Here is a 24,268-nt window from a genome sequence, read left to right as displayed (position 1 = left end):
TCTCTTCCGTCCGTGCCTGAACTCGACAGCAAGGGTTGCCGCACACATGACCACCACCGCTAAGCGGCGGAGCGGGTTCCGTTCCAAGCTGCGCCGCCGGATCTCCGGCGTACTCGTGCTGGGCGCCGCGCTGTTCGGAGCGGGTGCGCTCTACAGCGCCCTCGTGCCCACTCCGCACGTCGCGACCGCCAGCGAGCAGGCCTCACTGGTGGCCGAAGGCGAGCGGCTGTACAACAACGCGTGCATCACCTGCCACGGGAGCAACCTGGAGGGCGTCACCGACCGGGGGCCGAGCCTGATCGGCGTCGGTGAGGCCGCCGTCCACTTCCAGGTCTCCACCGGCCGGATGCCGATGGCGCGCCAGGAGGCGCAGGCCCAGCGCAAGCCGTCGAAGTACTCCCCGCAGGAGGTCGACGCCCTCGGCGCGTACATCCAGGCGAACGGGGGCGGCCCCGAGACGCCGGAGGCCACCGGCGAGGCGCTGCGAGGTGAGAACCCGGCTCGCGGTGGCGAGCTGTTCCGCCTGAACTGCGCGTCCTGCCACAACTTCACCGGTCGTGGTGGAGCGCTGTCCTCGGGCAAGTTCGCCCCCGCGTTGGACGGGGTGACCGAGGACGAGATCTACACCGCGATGCTCACGGGGCCGCAGAACATGCCGGTCTTCTCCGACCGGCAGCTCACCCCGGAGGAGAAGCAGGACATCATCGCGTACGTCAAGTCCGTGTCGGACGGCAACAACAGCCCGGGCGGACTCACCGCGCTCGGCGGCTTCGGCCCGGCGGTGGAGGGCGTCATCATCTTCGTCGTCGGAATCGGCGCGTTGGTGGGCATCACCATGTGGATCGGAGCCAAGCAATGAGCGGGCAGGAGAAGGGCGTCCCGAGCGACGCCGAGCTCGCGGACATGAGCCAGGACGAGCTGGTGCGCCTCGGCGTCCAACTGGACGACGTCGAGCTGGTCAAGTACAAGGACCGGTGGCCGGTCAAGGGGACCAGGGCGGAGAAGCGCGCCGAGCGGCAGGTGGCGGCGTGGTTCATCCTCGCCGCGGTCTCGGGCCTGGCCTTCATCGTCCTGTACGTCGTCTGGCCGTGGCAGTACGAGAGCCCCTTCTCCGAAGGGCACTTCCTGTACTCGCTGTACACGCCCCTGATCGGCATCACCCTCGGCCTGTCCATCCTCGCGGTCGGCATCGGCGTCATCTCCTACGCCAAGAAGTTCGTGCCCGAGGAGATGGCGGTGCAGCAGCGCCACGACGGCGGGTCCTCGGAGGTCGACAAGCGGACGACCGCCGCCCTGCTCGCGGACTCCGGTCAGCGCAGCGGCCTCGCCCGGCGTTCGCTGATCAAGCGCACCGGGCTCGCCGGGGCCGGCGTGTTCGGCGTCGGTCTGGGGGTCTTCGCCCTCGGCGGGCTGGTCAGGAACCCGTGGGCGCACAGCGACAGCCCCGACTCCCTCTGGCACACCGGGTGGCGCTCCTACGACGGCGAGAAGGTCTACCTCCGCCGGGACACCGGAGATCCGCACGAGATCTCGCTGGTCCGCCCCGAGGACCTCAAGGCCGGTGGTTTCGAGACGGTCTTCCCGTTCCGCGAGTCCGAGCGGGGTGACGACCACGCGCTCTTCAAGGCGCTGCGCAAGTCGGACAACCCGGTCATGCTGATCCGGCTGCGGCCGGGCTCGGAACCGACCAAGCGCAAGGGTCAGGAGACCTTCAACTACGGCGACTACTACGCCTACTCGAAGATCTGCACCCACCTCGGCTGCCCGACCTCGCTGTTCGAGCAGCAGACCGGCCGGCTGCTGTGCCCCTGCCACCAGTCGCAGTTCGACGTGGTGCACAGCTACGCCAAGCCCATCTTCGGCCCCGCGACCCGGTCGTTGCCCCAGCTGCCGATCATGGTCGACGAGGACGGGTTCCTGGTGACCAACCAGGACACGTCCAACCAGGGCGACTTCATCGAACCCGTCGGCCCCGGCTTCTGGGAGCGCAAGTCATGACGACGCTGAACACCAAGCCGACCCGTCCCCAGGGGGCAGCGGCTCGGGCGGCGGCAGCGGGCGCCACCTGGGCGGACGACCGCTTCCACATGGCCAAGGGCATGCGGCGGCAGCTGAACAAGGTCTTCCCGACGCACTGGTCGTTCATGCTCGGTGAGATCGCCCTCTACAGCTTCATCGTGCTGCTGCTGACGGGCACCTACCTGGCGCTGTTCTTCGACCCGTCGATGGAGCACGTCGAGTACCAGGGCGTGCTGGAGAACATGCGGGGCATCGAGATGTCCCGCGCCTACGCCTCGTCGCTGGACATCTCGTTCGAGGTGCGCGGTGGCCTCTTCGCCCGGCAGGTCCACCACTGGGCGGCCCTGCTGTTCATGGCGGCGATCGTGGTGCACATGCTCCGCGTGTTCTTCACCGGGGCGTTCCGGAAGCCGCGTGAGCTGAACTGGGTGATCGGCATCCTGCTGTTCGTCCTCGGCATGTTCGAGGGCTTCACCGGCTACTCGCTGCCGGACGACCTGCTCTCCGGCACCGGCCTCCGGATCGCCTCCGGGATCGTGCTGTCGATCCCCGTGATCGGTACCTGGGTCCACTGGGCGCTGTTCGGCGGGGAGTTCCCCGGCTACGAGATCATCCCGCGCTTCTACACCATCCACATCCTGGTGCTGCCCGGCATCATCCTCGCGTTGATCGCCATCCACCTCGGTCTGGTCTGGTACCAGAAGCACACCCAGTTCCCGGGCGTGGGGCGCAAGGAGACCAACGTCGTCGGCGTCCGCATCATGCCGGTGTTCGCGGTCAAGGCCGGTGGCTTCTTCGCGGTGGTCTTCGGTGTGCTGGCGCTGATGGGCGGCATCTTCCAGATCAACGCGATCTGGAACATCGGTCCGTACAACGCGTCGCAGGTGTCCGCGGGGTCCCAACCGGACTGGTACATGATCTGGACCGACGGCATGACGCGACTATGGCCGTCGTGGGAGATCTACCTCGGGAACTACATGATCCCGGCGGTGTTCTGGCCGACGGTCGTGGGCATGGGGCTGATCTTCACGGTGGCCGGGGCCTATCCCTGGATCGAGAAGAAGTTCACCAAGGACGACGCGCACCACAACCTGTTGCAGCGTCCGAGGGACGCCCCGGTCCGCACCGGGCTCGGGATGATGGCCATCACCTTCTTCATGGTGCTGCTCATCTCCGGTGCCAACGACATCGTCGCCGAGCAGTTCGACATCTCGTTGAACGCGATGACCTGGGCCGGTCGGATCGGGTTGCTGCTGCTGCCGCCGCTGGCCTACCTGATCACCTACCGGGTCTGCCTCGGCCTGCAGCACCACGACCGCGAGGTGTTGGAGCACGGCATCGAGACCGGCATCATCCGGCGGCTGCCGCACGGTGAGTTCATCGAGGTCCACCAGCCCCTGGGTGGGGTGGACGACCACGGTCACGCGGTCCCGCTGCCCTACCAGGGCGCCGCGGTTCCGAAGCGGATGAACCAGCTGGGCTCGGCGGGCCACCCGGTCGAGGGGAGCCTGCTGACCCCGGACCCGCCGGAGGAGACCCGGTCGTTGCGGGACGCGCACGGCGAGAACGTCAACCTGCTCGGCGGGGAGAACCGTCGGGCCGACGAGTCGGGCCAGGGCGAGGGCGACGACGAGGGCATCGGCGGCGCCACGAACGAGGAGTCGCCGAAGAAGCGGTGACGACGTGGCACCACGTCGGACGGGGGCGGTCACCCACGGGTGACCGCCCCCGTCGTCGTCTCCGGGCTGGCGGGGGAGCCGGGGGTGGGGCACCGGCGCGGTCCGGTGGGTTGGCGGCTCCTAGACTGCGGGACAGCAGTGGGGTGTGTCTCCGGGAGGTTCCGTGATTACCGCGATCGTGCTCATCCAGGCCGAGGCCGACCGGATCCCCGAGGCCGCGCAGGCCATCGCGGACCTCGACGGGGTGACCGAGGTGTACTCGTGCGCCGGGGACGTGGACCTGATCGCCATGATCCGCGTCGGGGAGCACGAGCGGCTCGCCGAGATCATCCCGGGTGGGATCGGCCGGGTTCCTGGCGTGGTCGACACGGACACGCACATCGCGTTCCGCAGCTACTCGCGCCAGGACATCGAGGCCACCTTCTCCCTTGGCCTCGAGAACGGCGACTGAGGGAGGCTCGCGCCCTGGCCTGGTCAGTCGGGCTGCGCCTGGGCGGCCCGGCCGGCGGCGGCCCTGCCGACCCACTCGCGCCACGCCCCCGCTGACCAGGCCGGTTCGGTCCACGGCCGGGAGCAGCGCACCATCCGGGTTCCCGGGGTGGACAACCACCGCCAGAGGGCGGCGACCTCCTCCGCGGGTGCTCCCCGCAGCGGGCCGTCCTCCGGGATGACCGTCTCAGCCGAGCGGACGAGCAGGTCGACCACCGGCATCGGTGGCACGCCCCGCGGTGCGGAGCCGGCCGAGGTGAGCCGACCGTGGCGCACGACGGCGAAGTGCCACCCGCCCGCTCCGTCCGGCGCCGCCGCGACGAGCTCCTCGACCTCGGCCAGCGCGGCGAACCGCTGGCCCCGGTCCAGTGACTCCGCCAACCGCGCGGTGAGGTCCCGGGCGCGTGCGGCGTCCTCGAAGCGCCGTTCCCCGGCGAGGTGGTCGATGCGTTCGGAGAGGGTGTCGAGGAGCCGCCGGTCCCGGCCGGCGAAGAGCTCCCGCAGCTCGTCGACGGCGGGGCGGTAGGCGTCGACGTCCTGGCGGCCGACGCAGGGTGCCGCGCACCGGCCGAGGTCGAGGAGCGGGCAGGCCTGTCCTCCTGGTTGCCCACCGGCGGGGATGCGTCGGGTGCACTGCCGCACGGGGGACACCCGCCACAGGGTCTCGACCGCCGTGACGGCGGCCCGGCGCGAGGGGAACGGGCCGAACGCCAGGGGTCTCGGCTGTCGGACGACGCTGAGCCGGGGGTAGGCCTCGTCGGTCAGCGCCAACCACCATGTGCTGTCCGGCCTGGTGGACCTCCGGTTGTACCGGGGGCGGTGTGCCGCGAGCAGCCGGAGTTCCCGGACCCTGGCCTCGAGGGGGTGGGAGCACTCCACGTGGTCCACCCTGGTCGCGAGTGCCGCCATCTCCCGGATCGGGGTCCTGGTCTCGGACGCGGTGAAGTACTGCCGGACCCGCCGGCGCAGGTCGCTCGCGGTCCCGACGTACAGGACCTCGTCGCGGGGGCCCCGGAAGAGGTAGACACCGGGCGCGTGCGGCAGGTGGGCGGCGAGTTCCCGGTTCCGCCGTCGCGCCGGGCTCACCTCGGGGGTGTAGTCGAGCAGTTCCTCCAGGGACCGCACCCCCAGTCCCCCGACCCGCTCCAGGAGTCCGTGCAACACGTCCACGGTGGCCCGCGCGTCGTCCAGGGCGCGGTGCGTGGGTGTGGTGGCGGCGTGGAAGTGCGCGGCGAGCGTGCCGAGCTTGTGGTCGCGGGTCTCGCCTCGGGTGAGCACCCGTCGAGCCAGGCGCAGGGTGCACACGACGGTGGGCCTCGGCCAGTCGTAGCCCTGGCGGCGGCACGCCGCCCGCAGGAAGCCGACGTCGAAGGAGGCGTTGTGGGCGACCAGGACGGCCCCCGACGCGAACTCGAGGAACGCGGGCAGCACCGTTCCCAGGCTCGGCGCGCCGGTCACCATGGCCTGGGTGATGCCGGTCAACACCGTGATGGCGGGCGGGATGGGATGTCCGGGGTCGACCAGCGTCCCGAACTCACCGAGCACCTCGCCGCCCCGCACCTTCACGGCCCCGATCTCGGTGACGTGGTCGGCCTCCGCGTTCCCCCCGGTCGTCTCGAAGTCGAGGACGACGAAGGTGACCTCGCGCAGCGGCGTCCCCAGTTCGTCGAAGGACAGTTGCGGGGCGGTGTTCGCCCCGGGGCCGGTGGGGGGTGCGCCGAGGAGCGGGTGCCTGGTGCTCACCGGCAGGAGGCTAACCGCCGCCCCTGATAGGGCGCGTCGGTCCGGTCAGGAGTTCCCCACCACCTCCTCGGGATTCCGGCGGACCTGACCGAGGTCCGGCGCACCCGGAGCCCGCCGCGACACCCCGGGAGGCGCGACCCGCCGTACGGCCGGTCACAAGGGGGCCGTGGAATTGGGGTGACTGGCCGGACGCCTTAGCCTGGTGTGATGCCGGCCGACACCGCAGGGACCGATCCACGCGATCCGTCCGACCCCGAGCAGCCCGCCGAGGCCGGCGCGCGTCAGCACGAGGACGGTGACGGGACAGCCGCCGAGGAGAACGGGGAGCCGGAGGTCGACTGGGAGGGTCTGCCCGAACCGGTGCGGCTCCGCCTCGCCGAGATCTCCGCATCGGCGCTCGGCGGGCTCTCCCTCGCCGATGTCCCCCACCAGCTCCGTCCGGTGGCGAGGTTCACCCCGGCCAAACGGGCGCGGCTGGGCGCCGTGCCCCTGCTCGCGACGGTGCGGGCCAGCCCCGCGTTCCGGGCGGCGGTCGCGAACTGGGCCCGCCGCAACCAACCCGAGTTGTTGGACGTGGGCCCGGAGGAACCAGCGGCCGCGGCCGCGGCCGGCCTGCTGGTGGGGGATCCCTCGGCGACCAGGCATGTCGAGGAGGTCGCGCGGCGGGTCGAGGACGCCCAGCTGCGGACCGAACGCGACGCGGCGTTGAACCAGATCGAACGTCTCACCGCCGAACTGGAGAGGGTGCGGGCAGCTCTCGACGAGGCGGAGGAAGCGGTTCGCGCGGCGCGGGCGACGAGCGAGTCGGATCTGGACCGGCTGCGTCGGCGGCTGCGGGAGCAGGGAACGCACCTGCGCGCGGCGAGGGACGAGGCCCTCGTGGCGCGGGAGGAGGCCGACCAGGCCCGCCGGGACGCCTCCGCGGCCGTGGAGCGGATGTCCGCGGAGCTGGAACGGGAACGGGAACGGACGGCGGCGGAACGGGTCCGCGCCGACCGGGCGGTGACCGACGCGGAGACCGCTCGTCAGGCCGCGCGGGAGGCCCGCCAGGCCGACGAGGTCCGACTGGCGCTCCTGGTGGACACCCTGGACGGTGCGGTCACCGGGTTGCGCAGGGAACTCGCGTTGGGTGGCAGCGGGCCGCGCCCCGCTGACCTGGTCGGCGGCGCGAGCCAGGCCCAGGGCGTCGGCCGGGTCGAGAACCCCGCCGCCCTGGACCGGCTCCTGGCGTTGCCGAGCGTGCACGTCGTGGTCGACGGCTACAACGTGACCAAGACCGGCTACCCCGACATCTCCCTGGCGCAACAACGGGATCGGCTCAACGGCCAGCTGGGGGCGCTGGCGGCCAGGACGGGAGCGGAGGTCACCGTCGTCTTCGACGGCGCGGGTGTGGTGGCGGTGCCGGTCGCCTCGGCGCGCGGGGTGCGGGTCCTCTTCAGCGACCCCGGTGTCCTGGCCGATGACGTGATCCGGGCACTGGTGGCGGCTGAGCCGGAGGGGCGCCCGGTGGTCGTGGTCACCTCCGACCGGGCCGTCGCCGACTCGGTGCGGCGTCGGGGCGCCCACCCGGTGCCCTCCTCGGTCCTGCTGGCCCGGTTGAACCGGATCTGACCCGCCCGCTCCGCCCACCCGTCCCAGGTGGACCGACCGACCGAGGGTTCGGCACCCGGCGGGGGTGGGCCGGTCGACCGGCACCGGGTTCCGGCGATCGGGTCGACGTGTCCGGAGCTGTCGTGCGTGGACGCGGGGGCCGGTGCCGTGAGGTGGCCGGCGTGGCCACCACACTCGCCGTACCCGTGGTCACCACGCTCGCCACGGTCCGTGTCGGGCGCGCGGGTTGCGTGCCGGTGACAATGCACACAGGGCGATCCGTCGTGGTCGTCGCCTGATGTGTGGAGCGACGCGGACGCCCAGGTCACGCTTCCAAGATCATCGGAACGGACCGTGGTCGATCTTCACCCGTTCCGGATCTTGTGCATGTTTTCACGATTTCCCTTGTCCGATGGTGGACTCAGGGCGCGGGGCCTCGTAGCCTATCCGAGACCTAGCGGCGGGCAGCCGCCCAGAAGGGCGGCTCTGCTGGTCACCGCCACATCAGCGAGTCGGGGAGCTGAGCCGGTCTCGCGCGTCGGCGGGTCCGACCGGGCATCGAGTGCCGGTCCGGGCCGGATGAGGACCGATGCCGCGGACATCTCCGGTCGGCGGTCAGACAACGTAAAGGAGTTGCGTGCGACGTGGCTTCGCATCGACGGAACCGCACGATGCGCGGTGCCTTAGCCGCCACCGCGGTCGCGGTGGCTCTGAGCCTCTTCCCCACGCCCGCTCTCGCCCAGGACTTCGACACCAAGGACGAGGCGGTAGCCAGGCTCCAGGAACTCCACGAGGAAGCGGTCGCCGTCACGGAGGAGCTGCACCAGGCCAACGACGAGTTGGAGGCCCGGCGCGAGGAGCTGCGTGAGGCGACCGAGGACGCCGAGCAGGCGACCCGGACGGCCGAGCAGGCGCTGGCCGAACAGGAGACCTTCCGCGACGAGGTGGACCAGCTGGCGAGCGCCTCCTACCAGGGCGCCCGGTTCAACAAGCTGTCGGCCCTGCTGGTGGCCGACGACCCGGAGGTCTTCCTCCAGCAGCTCTCCGCGCTCGACGTCCTCGCCAACGGCAACCGCAGGGCGATGGACCGCCTCTCCGCCGTGGTGACCCAGGCCAGCGACGCCGAGCAGGCGGCCGACGAAGCCAGGGCCGCCGCGGAGGAGGCCGAGGCCGAGGCGGTCCGGATCGAGTCAGAGCTGGGCGCCAAGCAGGAGGCGATGGACGCCAAGATCGCCGAGGTCCAGTCCTTCATCGACCAGAAGGAAGCCGAGGAGCTCCAGGTCCAGATGCCTGGCGTCGGCGAGGGCCAGACCGACTACGGGCAGGTGCCGCCGGGAAGCGGCACCGGGGCGCAGGCGGCGAACGTCGCGCTGGGCAAGCAGGGCACGCCGTACGTGTACGGCGCGACCGGCCCGGGCACCTTCGACTGCTCCGGTCTCGTCCAGTGGGCCTACGCCCAGGTGGGCATCGGCGTCCCCCGCAACAGCAGGGCGCAGGCGGCGGCCGGTGTTCCGGTGTCGCGGGCCCAGCTGGCCCCGGGCGACATCATCGCCTACGGCAGCCCCGTGCACCACGTCTCCATGTACGTGGGCGGCGGCAACGTCGTGCACGCCCCCACCACGGGCGACGTGGTGAAGGTCGTGCCGATCGACCGCGCGTCGAGCAGTCCCGTCACCGCGATGCGACGGGTCGCCTGAGCGCGAGCCGCTCCCGGCGGAGCGGCGGTGGAGTCCGGTGGGGCGCGGGAGGTCTTCCTCCCGCGCCCCACCGCCGTGCGGGGGCTGGGCATCCGGGGTGAGGTGGTCCTGGCCGCCCTCGAACCGCTGGGTCGGTAGGGAGTCGTGCCGGCCGGGGCCGGCGCTCCCGCCGGGCCGTCCCTCCTCCGGCGCCGTGCCCGCCCGCCCACGGGTCGGTTCGCTCCCGCGTCGTGCGCCCCCACGCCGTCCCTGGCGCGCGGCCGAACCCCTGATGATTCGGAGCCGAACGGAGCAGGGTTTGGTCCTACTGATCGACTGGGGAAGCACTTCGTCGCGCCAGATCGGCCGCCCACCGACAACCGGGCCGAAGTGACAGCGCAGAGGTACCTCAGTGTCACTGAGAGTCGCTACTCTCGGGGCGGCCTCGGCGTGGTCGGAGCGTTCCCCGGCGGCAGCGCGACCGGGGGTAGGGAGGGGCGCTGATGCTGATGTCGATGCTGCTCGCGATCATGTGCGGTCCGTGCAACGGTTCCGGCGTGATCCACACCAGGGAGGGCGCGGTCACGTGTCCCTGGTGCAAGGGTGACGGCGACCGGTGAGCCCGGGACGTCCCGCCGGGCGAGCCGCGAGGACTCAGTCGTCGTCCGCGTCGTCACCGAGGTACGGGGCCTGCGGCGGCGTCTCGTCCGCGTGGGCCAGTGCCCACCGCACGCAGGCGGCGCAGCGGGGGACGTGGGGACTGGCGTCCGATGGGGCGGGCCAGACCACGTCGCCGCACATCGCGCGGTAGCCCTCTGGCTCGGTCGGGCGTCCGATGTGGTGTGGCAGGATCCCGTGCCGCACCGGGCGGTCGTGCGGCCGTAGCCACCACAACGGGTACTCCCGCCTGGTTCGGCTCGGGGCGGTCCGCTCCGGCTTCCCCCACAGCCTCCGAAGCGCTCCCATGCACCAACGGTAGCCGATCTTCGCGGCGTGGCCTGGCGTTGTCACGCGGGTGAGGGGTGGGAGCGCGCGAACGTGGCGTGGCCCGGGCCGCTCCCGGACGTCCCGCCCGCCTTCCGCGCGCCGGCCCTGGCCGCCCGGCCCGCCGTGTACCCTCGCCCGGTGCGCCGCACGTTGCTGGTCACCAACGACTTCCCGCCCCGCCCCGGTGGCATCCAGGCCTACCTGCACGCCCTCGCCAGCGCGCTCCCCCCGGACGACCTCGTCGTCTACGCACCGGCGTGGCGCGGCCCGGGGGAGTCCGCCACCGAGTTCGACGCCCGCCAGCCCTTCGAGGTGGTGCGCCACCCCGGCGGGCTGATGTTGCCCACGCCGGACGTGTCGCGTCGGGCCAGGGACATCGCTCGTGCGCGGGGCTGCGAGGTGGCCTGGTTCGGAGCGGCGGCCCCGCTCGCCCTGTTGGGGCCGTCGTTGCGGGAGGCCGGGGTGCACCGTGTCCTGGCCAGCACGCACGGGCACGAGGTCGGCTGGTCCATGCTCCCGGGGAGCCGGCAGGCGCTCCGCCGCATCGGCGACGGCGCGGACGTGATCACCTATGTCAGCCGGTACACCAGGTCCCGGTTCGCCGCCGCGTTCGGGAGGTGGGCCGCGCTCGAACACCTCCCGTCCGGTGTGGACTCGACGGTGTTCCGCCCCGACCCGGCGGCCCGGGCCGAGATCCGCTCCCGTTACGGCCTGGGGGACCGCCCGGTCGTCGTCTGCGTCTCCCGCCTGGTGCGGCGCAAGGGGCAGGACGTGCTCGTCGGCGCGCTGCGCGGAATCCGGCGGCGCGTTCCCGGTGCGGCGTTGCTGATCGTCGGGGGTGGCCCCGACGAGGCCCGGCTGCGCGGGCTCGCCGCGCGGCACGGGGTGGACGAGCACGTGGTGCTGACCGGTTCGGTGCCCTGGGCGGAACTGCCCGCGCACTACGCGGCCGGCGACGTCTTCGCCATGCCCTGCCGCACCCGAGGTCGCGGCCTGGACGTCGAGGGGCTGGGCATCGTGTACCTGGAGGCGTCGGCGACCGGGCTGCCCGTGGTGGCCGGCGACTCCGGCGGCGCGCCCGAGACCGTGCGGGACGGAGTCACCGGGCACGTCGTCGACGGGCGCGACCTGGCGGCCGTCGAGGGCAGGGTCGGGGACCTGCTCGCCGACCCGGAGCGGGCCAGGGCGATGGGGGAGGCCGGTAGGCGGTGGACGGTCACCCACTGGCGGTGGGAGGCCCTGGCGGGACGGCTGACCTCGCTCATCCGGGGGTGATCGACCGTGACCGAGGCGGTCGCCGAGCTGTCGTGGCGCGGCGGGCGCGGTGCGCGGACGGGCACCGCCGGCCGGGGGAGCGCCGGGCGTCGACCCGCGGTGGGTGTCAGCGCCGGTACAGCTCCTCGATCTCGGCCGCGTAGCGTTCCGCCACCACGGCCCGCCGGACCTTGAGGCTCGGGGTGAGCTCACCGCCCTCCTCGGAGAAGTCGACGTCGAGCAGCGTGAACTTCTTGACGGACTCCGCGGCCGAGACCGCGCGGTTCGCCTCGTCCACCGCGCGTCCCACCTCCGCCCGCACCTTCGGGTCGGTGATGAGCCCGGCCCGGTCCTCCCCGGCCACGCCGTGCTCCTCGCACCAGGCGCGGAGCGCCTCGACGTCCAGGGTGAGCAGCGCTCCGACGAACGGGCGTCCCTCCCCGACCACCAGCGCCTCCGCGATGAGCGGGTGGGCGCGCAACCGGTCCTCCAGGACGGCGGGGGCCACGTTCTTGCCCGCGGCGGTGACGATGATGTCCTTCTTGCGGTCGGTGATCCGCAGGAACCCGTCCTGGTCCAGTTCGCCGAGATCCCCGGTGTGGAACCAGCCGTCGCCGAACGCCGTCCGCGTCGCCTCGGGGTCGTTCCAGTAGCGCTCGGCGACGATCTCGCCGCGCACCAGGATCTCGCCGGAGTCGTCCACCCGGATGGTCGTGCCAGGAAGCGGGCGGCCCACCGAGCCGACCCGGGTCGCCCCGAAGGTGTTGACGCTGGCCGCGGCCGAGGTCTCCGTCAGCCCGTAACCCTCCAACACGGGAAGGCCGACACCCCGGAAGAAGTGGACCAGCCGCTCGTTGAGGGGGGCTCCTCCCGAGATCGCGGCCAGGCACCGCCCCCCGGGGGCGGCGCGCAGCCTCCGGTACACCAGCCGGTCGAACACCGCGTGCCGCAGCCGGAGCCCCAGCGGGACCCCCGCGCGGTCCCGGGCCCGACTGTGGGCGACGGCCGTCTCCGCGGCCAGGTCGAAGATCCTGGTGCGGCCCGCCGCCCTGGCCCGCTCGCGGGCGCCCTGGTAGATCTTCTCGAAGACACGGGGGACCCCGACCATCACCGTCGGGCGGAAGGTGCGCAGGTCGCTCATGAGGTCCCTGGTGTCCGGGCTGTGCCCGAGCGTGGTCCTGGAGTGGATGGCGGCGATCGAGGTCGCTCGGGCCAGGACATGGGCGAGGGGGAGGAACATCAGCAGCGAGTTGCCCGGTCGCAGCAGTTCGGGAGCGCAGGCCATCTCGGCCCTGGCCTGGGCCAACAGGTTGCGGTGCGAGAGCACGGCCCCCTTCGGCCGCCCGGTCGTGCCCGAGGTGTAGATCACGGTGGCCGGGTCGTCGGCCCGCACCGCCCGAGCGCGGGCGTGGACCTCCGCCTCGGGGACCGCCCCGCCGCCGTCGACGAGGGCGGTGACGAGGCCGTCCACGCCGACCGCGGCCGTCGGAGATGGCGGGGCGGGGGCGTCGCCGGCCGCCGCCGGGTCATCGAACCGCCACACGGACACCAGCTGGGGCAGGTCGGCCCGTACCTCCTCCAACCGGTCCAGGTGGTCGTCGGACTCGACCACCACCAGTCGAGCCCCCGAGTCGGAGAGGATCCACCGGATCTGCTCGGGGGACGAGGTCTCGTACACGGGGACCACCACGCCCCGGCAGCCCACACCGCGAAGTCGAAGAGGGTCCACTCGTACCGGGTGCGGGACATCAGCGCGACCCGGTCACCGGGCTGGATGCCGGTGGCGACCAGCCCCCTCGCGGCGGCGAGCACCTCGGCCGCGAACTCGGCGGCGGTCACGTCCACCCACGCCCCCCGCACCCTGCGGCGCAGGCTGACCGCGCCGGCGAACCGGTCCGCGTTGGCCCACACCACGTCGGTGAGGTTCTCCTCCTCCTGCACGGTGGAGCTGGCGGGGACGGTGAACTCACGCACAGGTGCCTCCTCGCGGGCTCGTGCTCTCGCCCGTCAACCGCGACCCGACGGGAGTCGGCTCGCCCGGTTCCCCGCTCCGACCGAGGTCACCTCGTCCGGCGGGTGGGCCGCACGGCCATTCTGCCGTTCCGCCGAGGAGGGCCGATGCCGGGGCGAACCCCGCACCGGGCCCGCTTCTGCCACGCTGTCCGACTATGCCCGTGGTCGATATCGCCGACGACACCTTCCTCGCCGTGCCGCCCGAGGTGGCCGCCTCGACGCTCGGTGACGAGCGGCGCTGGGCCGGTTGGTGGCCCGGTCTCCTGCTGCGGGTGGAGGAGGACAGGGGGGCGGAGGGGGTGCGGTGGCGGGTCGACGGGCCGTTGGTCGGCACGATGGAGGTGTGGCTGGAACCCGTGCTCGACGGCACCGTGCTGCACTACTTCCTGCGGGCCGACCCGGTGGTGCCGTCCTGGTGGCCCACCGCACTGCTCCCACTGGCGCACGCCGTCGCCCGGAACCGGTGGCGGACCCGGGGGCGCGCGGTGGCCCTCGCCGTACGCGGTGAGCTCGACGGCACCCGGCCGCCCGGGGTCGACCCGGCCCGCCGGACCGGGGGCGGCGCCCAGCGGGAGCGGGGCTGAACGCGGGGGCGTTCCCACCGCCGGGACACCGAGGGTCGACGACATCCCGGGGTCACCCGACCAGCCAGTGGGTACCTTCGGGGCGTGCGGGTTCACGTGGTTTCGGACGTACACGGCAACGCCGAGGCACTCGCCAGGGCGAGTGCGGGGGCCGACGCGGTGGTCGTGCTCGGTGATCTGCTCGACATCGTCGACTACCACGACCACGAGCGTGGCGTGCTGGGCCGCCTCTTCGGACCGGACCGGGTCCGGACGTTCGCGCGCCTGCGGCGTGAGGACGGGCGCCGGGCCGCCGCCTACGTCCGTTCGCTGTGGGGGGAGCTGGCCGACCCGGCGGGGTCGGTCGACGAGCTGGTCCGGGAGCAGTACGACGTGCTCTTCGGCGCGCTGGACGCGCCCACCTACGCGACCCCGGGCAACGTCGACTCCCCCCGTCTCTGGCCCGAGTACGCCAGGGAGGGCCTGGTGATGCTCGACGGGCAGAGCGTGGACCTCGGCGGACTGCGGTTCGGGTTCGCCGGCGGCGCGGTGCTGCCCCCCGGGGTCCCGCCACTGACGGGGCCGGCCCCCTGGCGTGCCTACCTGCGCACCCCCGAGGACTTCGCCCTCGCCCTCGACGCCCTGGGCGAGGTGGACGTCTGGTGCACCCACGTGCCCCCCGCGCTCGACGAACTCTGCTACGACGTCGTGGCGCGCCGCGTCGAGATCGGTTCGGAGGGGCTGCTGGACCGGATCCGCGCCCAGCGGGCCCGGTGGGCGCTGTTCGGCCACGTGCACCAACCGTGGTCCGCCAGGGCGCGCATCGGCGTCACCGACTGCGTCAACGTGGGGCACTTCCAGCGCACGGCCAGCCCCTACGTCTTGCACTGGTGACCTCGGCTGGCACGGTAACCTGCCGAGCATGGCCGACCAGTCCACCCAGTCCATCCACATCGAGGCGGCGCCAGCCGAGGTCATGGCGGTGATCGCCGACTTCGCGGCGTACCCGGAGTGGGCCGGTGGGCTGAAGGAGACCAGTGTCCTGGCCGCCCGGGACGACGGGCGAGCCGAGCGGGTCCGGTTCACCCTGGACGCCGGGATCGTGAAGGACACCTACGTCCTCCAGTACGACTGGGCGGCCGACGGCCTGTCCGTCAGCTGGGAGCTGGTGGAGGGGCAGACCCAGAAGTCGCAGCGCGGGAGCTACCAGCTGCGGGCGGTGCCCGGTGGGACGGAGGTCGTCTACACGCTCGCCGTCGACCTGACCATCCCCATGATCGGGCTGTTCAAGCGGAAGGCCGAACGTGTCGTGATGGACACCGCCCTCAAGGGGCTCAGGCGCCGCGTGGAGGGCCGGGACTGACCGCGGCCCGGCCCCCCGGCACCCACCCGCTCCTTCTTCCCTGACGAGGTCCCCGTGCGACTCCTGCTGTTCACCGGCAAGGGCGGGGTGGGCAAGACCACCCTCGCCGCGGCCAGCGCCGCCCGCCTCGCCGCGCTCGGCGGCAAGGTGCTGGTGGTGTCGACCGACCCGGCCCACTCGCTCGGTGACGCGCTGGGCGTCCCGGTCGGGGACGGGGTGGCCGAACTCGACGACGGCCTCTCCGCCGCCCACATCGAGACCCGCTCGCTGGTCGACGGTGCGTGGGCCGGACTGCGCGAGCACCTGCGGACCCTGCTCTCCGGTGCCGGCCTCGACGAGTTCGACGCCGAGGAGCTGACCGTCCTGCCCGGGGTGGAGGAGATCCTGGCGTTGACCGAGGTCGCGAGGCTGGCCGCCTCCGGTCCGTGGGACACCGTCGTGGTGGACTGCGCGCCGACGGCGGAGACCCTCCGGCTGGTCGCCCTGCCGGAGGCGCTGGCCGGGTACCTCGAGCGGCTGTTCCCGGCGCACCGCCGAGCCGTCCGGGGCTGCTCGGCGGACTCGCGGGTGGCGGCCTGGAGCGCTGGGACAGCCTCGGGCGCGAGCTGGGGGCGCTGGCCGACCGGCTCGCCGAACTGCGGGAGTTGCTGCTCGACCAGGAACGGACGAGCGTGCGGCTCGTGCTCACCCCGGAGCGGGTGGTCGCGGCCGAGACCCGTCGGACACTGACGGCACTGGCCCTCCAGGGGGTGCGCGTCGACGGTGTCGTCGTGAACCGGCTCGTGCCCGACGTCGGCGACGAGACCGGAACGGCCGCCGACTGGTTGCGGCGGCGGCGTGCCGAGCAGGAGGCGGTCCTGACCGAGGTGCGCGAGTCGACGGACGTACCGGTGCGGGTGGTGCCGCACGTCGCCGACGAGCCGGTCGGCCTGCCCAGACTGGGTGAGCTGGCGCTCGCCCTGTACGGGGCGGACGACCCGCTGGCCGGCGCTCCACCGACCAGGCTGATCTCGGTGTGGCGTGAGGATGACGAGGGGGACTACCTGCTCCGCCTCGCCGTTCCCCTCGCCGCCGAGGCGGCGCTGGACCTCGCGAGGGTCGGAGACGAGCTGGTGGTCACCGTCGATGGTCGTCGTCGGCTCGTCGACCTGCCATCGGTGCTGCGGCGCTGCCAGGTGGTGTCGGCCTCGGCGGGGCCCGGTGGGCTGACCGTGCGTTTCCGCCCCGACCCCCGACTGTGGATGCGGTGAGAGATGAGTGACCCACGGCCGGACGACGGTCTTCCGGAGGCTGGCAGGCGGCTCCTCGACGAGCTCGGGCAGCTCCTCGACACCGTCCACCGGCGGGCGGAACCCTGGGCCGCTCAGCTGCGCGGGCGCGCGGAGGAGGGGGAGCGGCACGGCCCCTCCTGCGTGGGGTGCCCGGTCTGCGCCGTTTCCGGGCTGGTGCGCGGGGACCGCCCCGATCTCGGGGTGAAGGTGGCCGACCAGCTGCTCGGTCTGCTCGCGGTGGTGCGGAGCGCGCTGGACGAGACCAGCCCGGCCCCGGGCGCGACGGCCGGTGCCCGGGAGAACCGGACCGGGGACCGAACCGCCCAGGAACCGTCGACGGGCGGGCGGGACCGCGAGGACCCGCCAGCGGCACCGGACGGGCACGAGGACGTCCTGGACGTCGACCACGCCGACCCGGTGCCCGAGTCGGCGTGGACCAGTGGCGCCGTTCCGCGTCCCGACGAGGCGACGGCGGGCGACCCGGTCGCTCCCAGCCCCTCCCCGCCGGCGGACGCGCCACGCGTGCGCCCCATCGCCGTCCGCTGGGAGGACGGGTGCTGACCGTCGGTATCGACATCGGGGGTACCAGCATCCGCGCGGGCGTGGTCAACCCGACGGGCCGGGTGGTGGACCTCGCGACCACCCCGACTCCCCGGACCGAGGCGGAGCTGGACGCCGCGGTGGTCCGGGTGGTGCGCGAGCTGGGCGAACGGCACCCCGTCTCCGCCGTGGGACTCGCCGTGGCCGGGTTCATCAGCGAGGACCGCCGCCTCGTGCGCTTCTCCCCGCACCTCCCGTGGCAGGGGGCGGCGGTGGGGGACCGGCTGTCCGTCGCCCTGGGGACCCCCGTCGTGTTGGAGCACGACGTCAACGCGGCGGCACTGGCCGAGTACCGCTTCGGCTCGGCCCGGGACCGAGGGGTCGTCGCGATGGTCGCGGTCGGCACGGGTATCGGGGCCGCGCTGCTGGTCGACGGGCGGCTCTACCGGGGAGCGCACGGCGTCGCCCCCGAGCTCGGGCACCTCTCCCTGGTGCCGGGTGGGCGCCCCTGCCCGTGCGGCAAGACCGGGTGCTGGGAGCGCTACTGCAGCGGTACCGCACTCGTGGACACCGTCGTCGAGCTGGCCACCGACCGGTCGTGGCCCGGTTCCGGTCTCGCGGCCGAACTCGCGGCCGGGCGGGAACTGACCGGCGAGGGGGTGGCCGAGGCCGCCGTCGCCGGTGACCCGTTGGGGGCGGCCGGGCTCGACGAGTTCGCCGGGTGGCTCGGACGAGGCCTCGCCCTGGTGTCGGACGTCCTCGACCCGGAACTGATCGTCCTCGGCGGGGGTGTCGCCGCGTCGTCCGAGCTGTACCTGGCCTCGGCGGTCGACCACTACACCCGCGCGGCGACCGGGACCGGGCACCGCCCGCTGGCCAGCGTCGGGGTGAGCGCCCTGGGTGGTCGGGGAGGCATCGTGGGAGCGGCCGAGCTGGCCCGCGACGACCTGGTGGGGCGGGAGAGCACCCTCAGGGCGGCTCCGACCCGGTGAGCCGGGCGGGTCCGGGGGTGGTCCCCGTGCGCACCTCCGCCGGGCAGCCGCACCCGGCCGGACCGGTACGTGCCGGGTGCCACCGTCGTCCCGGCCGGGAGGCGCGCCCCTGGAGGGCCCGGTTCGGCAGGTCGGTCAGCGCGGCACGGGAGGCGTGGGCCGAGGGCGCCCGATGATCTCGGCATGCGGCCTACCGACGACCGGCTCCGTGGTCGACCGGCTCCGTGGTCGTGGAGCCCGGAGCCTCAGAGCCGGGCCCCGTCGTCCCAGCCCGAGTCCGGGGGCGGTCCCTGCCGCAGTTTGAGCAGGAGCAGCCCGACCGCTCCGCTGATCACCAGCAGCCCGAGGGGCAGCGCCACATCCCGGCTCAGGCCGAGCAGCGAGGGGAAGATCAGCAGCAACAGGCCCAGGCCCATCAGGGCGAGCGCCCCCACCGTGCTCCGCTTCGGGCGGGGCAGCGGCGGCGGTTCGGGGGGCTCGAAGTGCCCCTCGTCCTCCTCCGCCGCCTGGCGAGCGGCCCGTTCCCGTTCCTCCTCGGCGAGCGCTGCCGCGGCGGACTCCTCCCGGTCCTCCCGATCGCGGCGTTCGCGTTCCCGCTCCTCCTCGTCCGAGGTGGCGTCCCGGCGGCGCTGGCGGCCGTCCTCCTCCCCTGGCCAGGGTGGGCTGCCACCGGTGTCCCGGCGCAGCCCCTCGATGATCTCGGCGAACGCCGCGTCGATGTCCTCCGGGTTGTCCGCCCCACCCGGGCTTCGGGTCATGGCCGGTCTCCTGCCTGAGCTGCGTGCACCCGCCGCACGAAGTCGACACTCCGGTTGAAGATGATGTCCGCGTCGTAGTCGAGGGTGGCCACGTGGCCGCTGTCGGTCAGCACGACGTCGGTGACGTCGGTGCTCCGCACCGAGTCAAGCACGATTCGCGAGTTGACCGGTTCGACGACCTCGTCGACCACTGAGTGGAACAGTAGGACGGGTTGCCGAACTCTGCCGAGGTCCGCGCGGACGAGCCGCCACAGCTCGGCGAGGGTGGCCACCGACCGCAGCGGCAGGCGGTCGTAGCCCACCTCGCGCACCCCCGGTTTGGCGATGCCGCCCGCGATACCCCGGGTCGTGGGCATGACGTGCGCCAACCAGGGGGTGAGGGCCGCGAGCCGGCGCCGGGTCATCACCGACGGGTTGACCAGCATGAGCCCCGCGATGTCGGACTGGCGGAGCTCCGCCAGCCGCAGGGCCAGCGTGCCGCCCATCGACAGGCCGGCCACGAACACGGTGCGGCAGCGATCCCGCAACTCGTCCAGGGACCGTTCGACGCACTCGTACCAGTCCTGCCAGCGCGTCCTGGCGACCTCCCGCCAGTGGGTGCCGTGACCGGGCAACCGGGGGCAGCGCACCGAGTAGTCCTCGGCCGCCAACCGTTCGCCCCAGGGGCGGAGGCTGTGCGGGGAACCGGTCAGGCCGTGGCACAGCAGGACACCGACGTCGGCCGAGCCGTCGTGTTCGAACGGTTCGGCGCCGGGCAGCACGGGCACTGCGGCCTCCTCCGGGAGATCGGTCACGGGCGCACCCGGCACATCGTCGCACGCGGGACGGGCCACTGGCGGGGGGTGCGTCGCGGCCCGACTGGCTACGCTGGTGCTTGCTCCGGCCGCCGGTTCCCGGTCGCCGAGGGGGTTCCGGGTTCGTAGCTGAGGGAGGCGCAAGCCACAGTGATGTACTGGCTGATGAAGAATATCTTCATGGGCCCGCTGATGCGGTTGTTCTTCTGGCCGCGCATCGAGGGCGCGGAGAACATCCCCCGCACCGGCGGCGCCATCCTGGCCGGCAACCACGTCGCGGTGGCCGACTCCTTCTTCATGCCCCTCCGGGTACCGAGACGGGTCACCTTCCTCGCCAAGCGGGAGTACTTCACGGGGAAGGGCGTCAAGGGGTGGCTGAAGAAGGTGTTCTTCACCGGAGTCGGCCAGGTGCCCGTCGACCGTTCCGGTGGTTCGGCCGCGCAGGCGGCCCTGGACACCGCGGTGCGCCTGCTCAACGAGGGGAAGTTGCTCGGGGTCTACCCGGAGGGCACCCGGTCACCCGACGGGCGCCTGTACAAGGGCAAGACCGGTGTGGCCAGGATGGCGTTGGAGGCGAAGGTCCCGGTCATCCCGGTCGTGGTCTTCGGCACCGACAAGGCCAACCCCATCGGCTCCAAGATGTGGCGGCCGCACCCGATCCGCATCAAGGTCGGGAAGCCCCTCGACTTCTCCCGGTACGACGGACTGGCGGGTGACCGGTTCGTCGAACGGGCCATCACCGACGAGATCATGTACGCGCTCATGGAGCTGTCGGGGCAGGAGTACGTGGACATCTACGCGACCAAGGCGAAGGAGGAGCTGGCCAGCGGCACGCTCCCGGTTCCGCCCCGCGTCCCCGCGACCGAGGTCGACAGGCTCCCCCAGTCGAAGGCGAGCTGACCAGCCCGCCGCTGGTGCGCGGGCGGACGTCCCCGGCCCCCTCCACGCCTCGGGGTGGACCCCGAACCCGGCGTTCGAGGGGGCCCGGGCGTCTCCGCCCCCTCGCCCCGATCGGGTAAGGGCCCGCCTAGGGTGGGCGGGTGCGGTACTTCTACGACTGCGAGTTCATCGAGGACGGGGTCACCATCGACCTGGTGTCGATCGGGGTGGTCGATGAGAACGGTCGTGAGTTCTACGCCGTCTCCACCGAGTTCGACCCAGGACGGGCCGGTACCTGGGTCCGGAACAACGTCCTGTCGAAGCTGCCGCCTCCCGCCAGCCCGGTGTGGCGCGACCGCTCCCGCATCCGGGCCGAGCTGCTGGAGTTCCTGACCGGCCCGGAGTCCGGGCCGGGTGAGGTGGAGCTGTGGGCCTGGTACGCGGCCTACGACCACGTCGTCCTCGCCCAGCTCTGGGGTGCGATGCCGGCCCTGCCCCCTCAGCTCCCCCGTTTCACGAGGGACCTGCGGCAGCGGTGGGAGGACGTCGGCCGTCCCCGGCTGCCCGCACCCCCGGACGACGCGCACGACGCCCTCGCCGACGCCCGGCACAACCGGGAGCGGTGGCGGGTCATCGACGAGCGGTGGCGTTCGTTCGTGGGCCGCCGCGCGAGCTGACCGAGCCCCGGCCCACCCCTGACGGTCCGAAACCGACCAGGCACCGCCCGACACCGCCGTCCCCGCCCTGGGAGGCGGGCGTCCCGGCTCGCCGCCCGGGAGCGGGCGGTGTCCCCGTTGCGGCCCCGGTGGGCCCCGAGGACGTCGGCGGGGACCGGGAAGATCCCCAAGCCCCGTTGCTGCACCGATCCAGCGCATGGCAGTCTCTCTCCCGTAGTGATGTCAGCCACGCGGTAGCAGCGTGGCCGCACAGCTTCCGGCGACGGGCGTTCGAGCAGGAGACCGGGCGGGCCCGTCGCCGGGTCTTCAAGGGAGGCGAGTCGAGCAAATGCGCATCGGGGTGCTCACCGGAGGCGGCGACTGTCCGGGCCTGAACGCGGTCATCCGGGCCGTCGTCCGCAAGGGCGTCGAGGTCCACGGGCACGACTTCGTGGGCTTCCGCAACGGGTGGAAGGGTCCGATCGAGGGGCTGACCAAACCGCTCGGGCTGGACGAGGTCGAGGACATCCTCACGAGGGGCGGCACCATCCTCGGGTCGTCCAGGACCAACCCCTACAAGGTCGACGGCGGCGTCGAGGCGATCAAGCGCACCCTGGCCGAGGAGGGGGTGGACGCGTTGATCGCCATCGGGGGCGAGGACACCCTCGGGGTCGCCAAGAAGCTCACCGACGACGGTGTGGGCGTGGTCGGCGTGCCGAAGACGATCGACAACGACCTGAACGCCACGGATTACACCTTCGGTTTCGACACCGCCGTGCACATCGCGACCGAGGCGATCGACCGGCTCCGCACCACGGCCGAGTCCCACCACCGGGCGCTCGTCGTCGAGGTGATGGGCCGGCACGCCGGGTGGATCGCCCTGCACTCGGGGCTCGCCGGCGGGGCCAACGTCATCCTGGTGCCGGAGAAGCCGTTCAACGTCGACCAGGTCGTCGGCTGGGTCGAGCGCCGCTTCGAGCGGGAGTACGCGCCCATCATCGTGGTCGCCGAGGGCGCGATGCCCGAGGGCGGCGCCGAGGTGCTCCAGACCGGCGAGAAGGACGCCTTCGGGCACGTCCGGCTCGGCGGCGTCGGTACCTGGTTGGCCGACGAGATCGCGGCCAGGACCGGTAAGGAGTCCCGGGCGGTCGTGCTGGGCCACGTCCAGCGCGGCGGCACCCCGACGGCCTACGACCGGGTGCTCGCCACCCGGTTCGGCCTCCAGGCGGTGGACGCCGCCACCGACGGCGAGTTCGGCGTGATGGTCGCGCTGCGCGGGACCGACATCGTCAGGGTGAAGCTGTCTGAGGCGACCGAGAGCCTGAAGACGGTGCCCTCGGAGCGCTACGCCGAGGCCGAGGTGTTCTTCGGCTGATCCTGAAGGGCAACTAGCCCTTTCGGGTGGTATCGCCGAGCACGGGTGGGAGAGGCGACGTGGTCGTCCGGCTTCCGCCCGTGCTCGTGGTGCCTCCCGGGCCGGTTGGGCGTGGCCGGGCTCACCGACCGTTCCCCCCACCGCCGTCTCGGTCCGGACGGGCCACCGTCGGTAGCCGCTAAGCTGGCTGCCGTGAATTGGACCGTTGACGTGCCGGTGGAGACCCTGCCCGAGCTCCCGCCGCTGTCGGCCGAGCTGCGCGACCAGCTGGACGCCGCGTTGGCCAGGCCGGCCGCCCAGCAGCCGGAGTGGCCGGATCCCGAGGCCGTCCGCCAGGTGCGGGCGGTGCTGGAGAGTGTGCCGCCCATCACGGTTGCCGCCGAGGTCGACCTGTTGCACCAGCGCCTGGCCGAGGTGGCCAGGGGCGAGGCGTTCCTGCTCCAGGGCGGCGACTGCGCCGAGACCTTCGCGGACAACACCGAACCACACATCAAGGCCAACATCCGCACCCTGCTGCAGATGGCCGTCGTCCTCACCTACGGCGCGAGCCTGCCGGTCGTGAAGGTCGGCCGCATCGCCGGCCAGTACGCCAAGCCCAGGTCCTCGCCGACCGACGCGTTGGGCCTGCCCTCCTACCGGGGTGACATCGTCAACTCGCTCCGGGCCACGCCCGAGGCCCGGGTACCCGACCCGTCCAGGATGATCCGCGCCTACGCCAACGCCGGGGCGACGATGAACCTGGTCCGCGCCCTCACCTCCGCCGGAATGGGTGACCTGCACCGGGTGCACGACTGGAACAAGGACTTCGTGCTGAACTCCCCGGCCGGCGAGCGCTACGAGGCGCTGGCCGGCGAGATCGACCGGGGACTCCGGTTCATGTCCGCCTGCGGCGTCCGGGACACCAACCTGCACACGGTGGAGGTGTTCTCCAGCCACGAGGCGCTCCTGCTGGACTACGAGCGGGCGTTGCTCCGGCTGGACAACGGCAAGCTCTACGACCTGTCCTCCCACTTCCTCTGGATCGGTGAGCGCACCCGGCAGCTCGACGGCGCGCACATCGCCCTGGCCGAGCTGCTGGCGAACCCGATCGGCCTCAAGATCGGGCCGTCCACCACGCCGGAGATGGCGGTCGAGTACGTGGAGCGGCTCGACCCGGAGAACCAGCCCGGCCGGCTCACCCTGATCAGCAGGATGGGCAGCACGAAGGTGCGGGAGGTGCTGCCCGCGATCGTGGAGAAGGTCACCGCCACCGGTCACCAGGTGATCTGGCAGTGCGACCCGATGCACGGCAACACCGTCGAGTCCGTGACCGGGTACAAGACCCGGCACTTCGATCGGGTGGTCGACGAGGTGCAGGGCTTCTTCGAGGTGCACCGCGCGCTGGGCACCTACCCCGGGGGCGTCCACATCGAGCTGACCGGCGAGGACGTGACGGAATGCCTGGGCGGTGCCCAGGACATCTCCGACTCCGACCTGGCGGGCCGGTACGAGACGGCGTGCGACCCGCGCCTGAACACCCAGCAGTCACTGGAACTCGCGTTCCTGATCGCCGAGATGCTGCGCGCCTGATCCCGTGCCCTGGCGCCGGCGGTGCGGACGCCGGCGCGGCACCGCGAGGGGTGGGCAC

22 protein-coding genes and 1 pseudogene are annotated in these 24,268 nt (G+C 72.8%); 18 read left to right on the top strand and 5 right to left on the bottom strand.

What is annotated here, in order from left to right; all coding sequences use genetic code 11:
• Positions 1 to 46 precede the first annotated feature (46 nt).
• The 4 genes from qcrC (at position 47) to G443_RS10785 (ending at position 4,149) form a co-directional block, all read left to right on the top strand.
• Complete coding sequence (gene qcrC, locus G443_RS10800) at positions 47 to 859, top strand: cytochrome bc1 complex diheme cytochrome c subunit (RefSeq protein ID WP_026418225.1); 813 nt, start codon at positions 47 to 49, stop codon at positions 857 to 859.
• The gene (gene qcrA, locus G443_RS10795) at positions 856 to 1,998 is read left to right on the top strand and encodes a cytochrome bc1 complex Rieske iron-sulfur subunit (protein WP_026418226.1); all 1,143 of its coding nucleotides are present in this window, start codon (positions 856 to 858) and stop codon (positions 1,996 to 1,998) included. The genes qcrC and qcrA overlap by 4 nt, the downstream gene beginning before the upstream one ends.
• On the top strand, positions 1,995 to 3,698 hold the full coding sequence (gene qcrB, locus G443_RS10790; RefSeq protein WP_026418227.1) for a cytochrome bc1 complex cytochrome b subunit: 1,704 nt from the start codon (positions 1,995 to 1,997) through the stop codon (positions 3,696 to 3,698). The genes qcrA and qcrB overlap by 4 nt, the downstream gene beginning before the upstream one ends.
• 163 nt (positions 3,699 to 3,861) lie before the next feature.
• Positions 3,862 to 4,149 carry an Lrp/AsnC family transcriptional regulator gene (locus tag G443_RS10785; protein ID WP_026418228.1) on the top strand — a complete coding sequence of 96 codons (288 nt, stop codon included), beginning with the start codon at positions 3,862 to 3,864 and terminating at the stop codon, positions 4,147 to 4,149.
• Between the two features lie 23 nt (positions 4,150 to 4,172).
• Here the strand turns inward: G443_RS10785 and G443_RS10780 are convergent, their stop codons facing one another.
• Positions 4,173 to 5,930 carry a DEDD exonuclease domain-containing protein gene (locus tag G443_RS10780; protein WP_026418229.1) on the bottom strand — a complete coding sequence of 586 codons (1,758 nt, stop codon included), beginning with the start codon at positions 5,928 to 5,930 and terminating at the stop codon, positions 4,173 to 4,175.
• 207 nt (positions 5,931 to 6,137) lie between these two features.
• On the opposite strand from G443_RS10780, the gene G443_RS10775 reads away from it, so the two are divergent.
• Complete coding sequence (locus G443_RS10775) at positions 6,138 to 7,541, top strand: NYN domain-containing protein (protein WP_245588743.1); 1,404 nt, start codon at positions 6,138 to 6,140, stop codon at positions 7,539 to 7,541.
• A gap of 623 nt (positions 7,542 to 8,164) precedes the next feature.
• On the top strand, positions 8,165 to 9,217 hold the full coding sequence (locus G443_RS25455) for a C40 family peptidase (RefSeq protein WP_026418231.1): 1,053 nt from the start codon (positions 8,165 to 8,167) through the stop codon (positions 9,215 to 9,217).
• A 633-nt stretch (positions 9,218 to 9,850) separates the two neighbouring features.
• Here G443_RS25455 and G443_RS10765 read toward each other — a convergent pair.
• Entirely contained in the window at positions 9,851 to 10,162 is a 312-nt protein-coding gene (locus tag G443_RS10765) for a hypothetical protein (RefSeq protein WP_155886081.1), read from the bottom strand.
• Between the two features lie 159 nt (positions 10,163 to 10,321).
• Between G443_RS10765 and G443_RS10760 the strand changes: the two genes are divergently transcribed.
• The gene (locus G443_RS10760) at positions 10,322 to 11,458 is read left to right on the top strand and encodes a glycosyltransferase family 4 protein (RefSeq protein ID WP_026418233.1); all 1,137 of its coding nucleotides are present in this window, start codon (positions 10,322 to 10,324) and stop codon (positions 11,456 to 11,458) included.
• 106 nt (positions 11,459 to 11,564) lie between these two features.
• On the opposite strand, the pseudogene G443_RS10755 reads toward G443_RS10760, so the two are convergent.
• A pseudogene (locus G443_RS10755) lies at positions 11,565 to 13,411 on the bottom strand (AMP-dependent synthetase/ligase).
• A 194-nt stretch (positions 13,412 to 13,605) separates the two neighbouring features.
• On the opposite strand from G443_RS10755, the gene G443_RS10750 reads away from it, so the two are divergent.
• From G443_RS10750 to G443_RS10725, 7 genes are all read left to right on the top strand, one after another.
• A complete protein-coding gene (locus tag G443_RS10750) occupies positions 13,606 to 14,034 on the top strand; it encodes a hypothetical protein (protein ID WP_035291800.1) in 429 nt (142 codons plus the stop codon).
• An 84-nt stretch (positions 14,035 to 14,118) separates the two neighbouring features.
• Complete coding sequence (locus G443_RS10745) at positions 14,119 to 14,907, top strand: metallophosphoesterase family protein (RefSeq protein WP_026418235.1); 789 nt, start codon at positions 14,119 to 14,121, stop codon at positions 14,905 to 14,907.
• 28 nt (positions 14,908 to 14,935) lie between these two features.
• Positions 14,936 to 15,376 (top strand): SRPBCC family protein, encoded by a 441-nt coding sequence (locus G443_RS10740; protein ID WP_026418236.1) that lies wholly within the window; start codon positions 14,936 to 14,938, stop codon positions 15,374 to 15,376.
• 54 nt (positions 15,377 to 15,430) lie between these two features.
• Positions 15,431 to 16,105 (top strand): ArsA family ATPase, encoded by a 675-nt coding sequence (locus G443_RS25450; protein ID WP_308208849.1) that lies wholly within the window; start codon positions 15,431 to 15,433, stop codon positions 16,103 to 16,105.
• Positions 16,021 to 16,626: an ArsA family ATPase gene (locus tag G443_RS25445; protein WP_308208848.1), complete on the top strand. Its 606-nt coding sequence runs from the start codon at positions 16,021 to 16,023 to the stop codon at positions 16,624 to 16,626. Before G443_RS25450 ends, G443_RS25445 begins: the two co-directional genes overlap by 85 nt.
• Positions 16,627 to 16,629: 3 nt before the next feature.
• The gene (locus G443_RS10730; protein ID WP_051313785.1) at positions 16,630 to 17,208 is read left to right on the top strand and encodes a hypothetical protein; all 579 of its coding nucleotides are present in this window, start codon (positions 16,630 to 16,632) and stop codon (positions 17,206 to 17,208) included.
• Positions 17,202 to 18,179 carry an ROK family protein gene (locus G443_RS10725; RefSeq protein ID WP_081715361.1) on the top strand — a complete coding sequence of 326 codons (978 nt, stop codon included), beginning with the start codon at positions 17,202 to 17,204 and terminating at the stop codon, positions 18,177 to 18,179. Before G443_RS10730 ends, G443_RS10725 begins: the two co-directional genes overlap by 7 nt.
• Positions 18,180 to 18,424: 245 nt before the next feature.
• Here G443_RS10725 and G443_RS10720 read toward each other — a convergent pair whose 3' ends face one another.
• Together G443_RS10720 and G443_RS10715 are read right to left on the bottom strand one after the other, a co-directional pair.
• Positions 18,425 to 18,937 carry a hypothetical protein gene (locus tag G443_RS10720; protein WP_026418238.1) on the bottom strand — a complete coding sequence of 171 codons (513 nt, stop codon included), beginning with the start codon at positions 18,935 to 18,937 and terminating at the stop codon, positions 18,425 to 18,427.
• A complete protein-coding gene (locus tag G443_RS10715) occupies positions 18,934 to 19,704 on the bottom strand; it encodes an alpha/beta hydrolase (RefSeq protein ID WP_026418239.1) in 771 nt (256 codons plus the stop codon). The genes G443_RS10720 and G443_RS10715 overlap by 4 nt, the downstream gene beginning before the upstream one ends.
• A gap of 177 nt (positions 19,705 to 19,881) precedes the next feature.
• On the opposite strand from G443_RS10715, the gene G443_RS10710 reads away from it, so the two are divergent.
• From G443_RS10710 to G443_RS10695, 4 genes are all read left to right on the top strand, one after another.
• The gene (locus G443_RS10710) at positions 19,882 to 20,631 is read left to right on the top strand and encodes a lysophospholipid acyltransferase family protein (RefSeq protein WP_026418240.1); all 750 of its coding nucleotides are present in this window, start codon (positions 19,882 to 19,884) and stop codon (positions 20,629 to 20,631) included.
• Positions 20,632 to 20,771: 140 nt separating this feature from the next.
• Complete coding sequence (locus G443_RS10705; RefSeq protein ID WP_026418241.1) at positions 20,772 to 21,287, top strand: polyadenylate-specific 3'-exoribonuclease AS; 516 nt, start codon at positions 20,772 to 20,774, stop codon at positions 21,285 to 21,287.
• Positions 21,288 to 21,615: 328 nt separating this feature from the next.
• On the top strand, positions 21,616 to 22,641 hold the full coding sequence (locus tag G443_RS10700; protein ID WP_026418242.1) for a 6-phosphofructokinase: 1,026 nt from the start codon (positions 21,616 to 21,618) through the stop codon (positions 22,639 to 22,641).
• Positions 22,642 to 22,833: 192 nt separating this feature from the next.
• A complete protein-coding gene (locus G443_RS10695; RefSeq protein ID WP_026418243.1) occupies positions 22,834 to 24,210 on the top strand; it encodes a class II 3-deoxy-7-phosphoheptulonate synthase in 1,377 nt (458 codons plus the stop codon).
• Positions 24,211 to 24,268: the final 58 nt, after the last annotated feature.

It is taken from the genome of Actinoalloteichus caeruleus DSM 43889 (genome assembly GCF_000429185.2).
Classification (GTDB): Bacteria; Actinomycetota; Actinomycetes; order Mycobacteriales; family Pseudonocardiaceae; genus Actinoalloteichus_B; species Actinoalloteichus_B caeruleus.
Note: the sequence above shows the minus strand (reverse complement) of the source record. Positions and strands in the feature narration are given on the sequence as shown.